Here is a 1,046-nt window from a genome sequence, read left to right as displayed (position 1 = left end):
CGCACCACCGGCCCCGGGCTGTGGGGCCAAAACGCAAAAAACGCCGCTACCTGTTTCGCCATGAGGGGCAAACGGGTGAGCGACGTCTTTGTCGTGGGTGGGGCAACCGCCGTTGGTTACCTGTGCGTTTTACTTAGCGAGATTTGTGCCAACAGGTGAAAGATCAAAAGCCCCTCACCCTAGCCCTCTCCCGGAGGGAGAGGGGACTGATTGGGGGGGCTCGCGAAGTACGCCGACCTGTGATTTCTGCTGTGAATCCATAATCGACTCGGTCTTTCAGGTCGATGTTTGACGTCAGCACACCTCGATCGGTCCCCTCTCCCTCCGGGAGAGGGCTAGGGTGAGGGGCTTTTCAAGCAGCCAGAGCTTTTCAGCCGAGCAACTCACTCATGGCAATAATCTGCTCCGCCACCTGAATCAGCTTCTGCTGCCGGCTCATGGCCTGGCGGCGCATCAGGGTGTAAGCCTCTTCTTCGTTGCAGTCCTTCATCTTCATCAGCAACCCCTTGGCCAGCTCGATGCGCTTGCGCTCGGCCAGTTGCTGGTCGCGCGCCTGCAGTTGCGCACGCAAGGCCTGATCGCTTTCGAAGCGCGCCATGGCCACATCCAGAATCGGCTGCAAGCGTTGTGCGTGAATGCCTTCGACGATGTAGGCGCTGACCCCGGACCTGATTGCCTGACGCATCACCCCCGGATCATGTTCATCGGTAAACATCACGATCGGCCTGGGCTGGTCGCGGCTGACTAGCACCACTTGTTCCATGACATCGCGGCCGGGTGACTCGGTATCGATCAGGATTACGTCCGGGCGCACCGTTTCGACGCGGGCCGGCAGGTCGATGGTCAGACCGGATTCGTCGATCACCTCGAAACCGGCTTCAGTCAACGCGGCTTTCAGGCGACCGACTTTTTTCGCCGTGTCGTTGATCAGCAGAATGCGCAACATGTTGGCGGTCTCCTGTCAGCGGCGGGCGAGTAGGGGAGCGTCATCGCTCAGGGCGTGCAGCTTGAAGCTGCGGGCGAAACCGGCCGGATCGCTGCCGTCC

At 60.5% G+C, this 1,046-nt stretch carries 1 protein-coding gene; it reads right to left on the bottom strand.

Going from position 1 to position 1,046, the window contains the following annotated elements; all coding sequences use genetic code 11:
• Nucleotides 1-370 precede the first annotated feature (370 nt).
• Nucleotides 371-946: an ANTAR domain-containing response regulator gene (locus tag DBR24_RS11495; protein ID WP_123463618.1), complete on the bottom strand. Its 576-nt coding sequence runs from the start codon at nucleotides 944-946 to the stop codon at nucleotides 371-373.
• Between the last annotated feature and the right edge of the window lie 100 nt (nucleotides 947-1,046).

The organism is Pseudomonas sp. HMWF006 (assembly GCF_003061205.1).
Lineage (GTDB): Bacteria > Pseudomonadota > Gammaproteobacteria > Pseudomonadales > Pseudomonadaceae > Aquipseudomonas > Aquipseudomonas monsensis.
Note: the sequence above shows the minus strand (reverse complement) of the source record. Positions and strands in the feature narration are given on the sequence as shown.

Bases quoted from the DNA above. Each gene is read 5' to 3' on its own strand.
- DBR24_RS11495 (WP_123463618.1), bottom strand. From the start codon at position 946: ATGTTGCGCATTCTGCTGATCAACGACACGGCGAAAAAAGTCGGTCGC.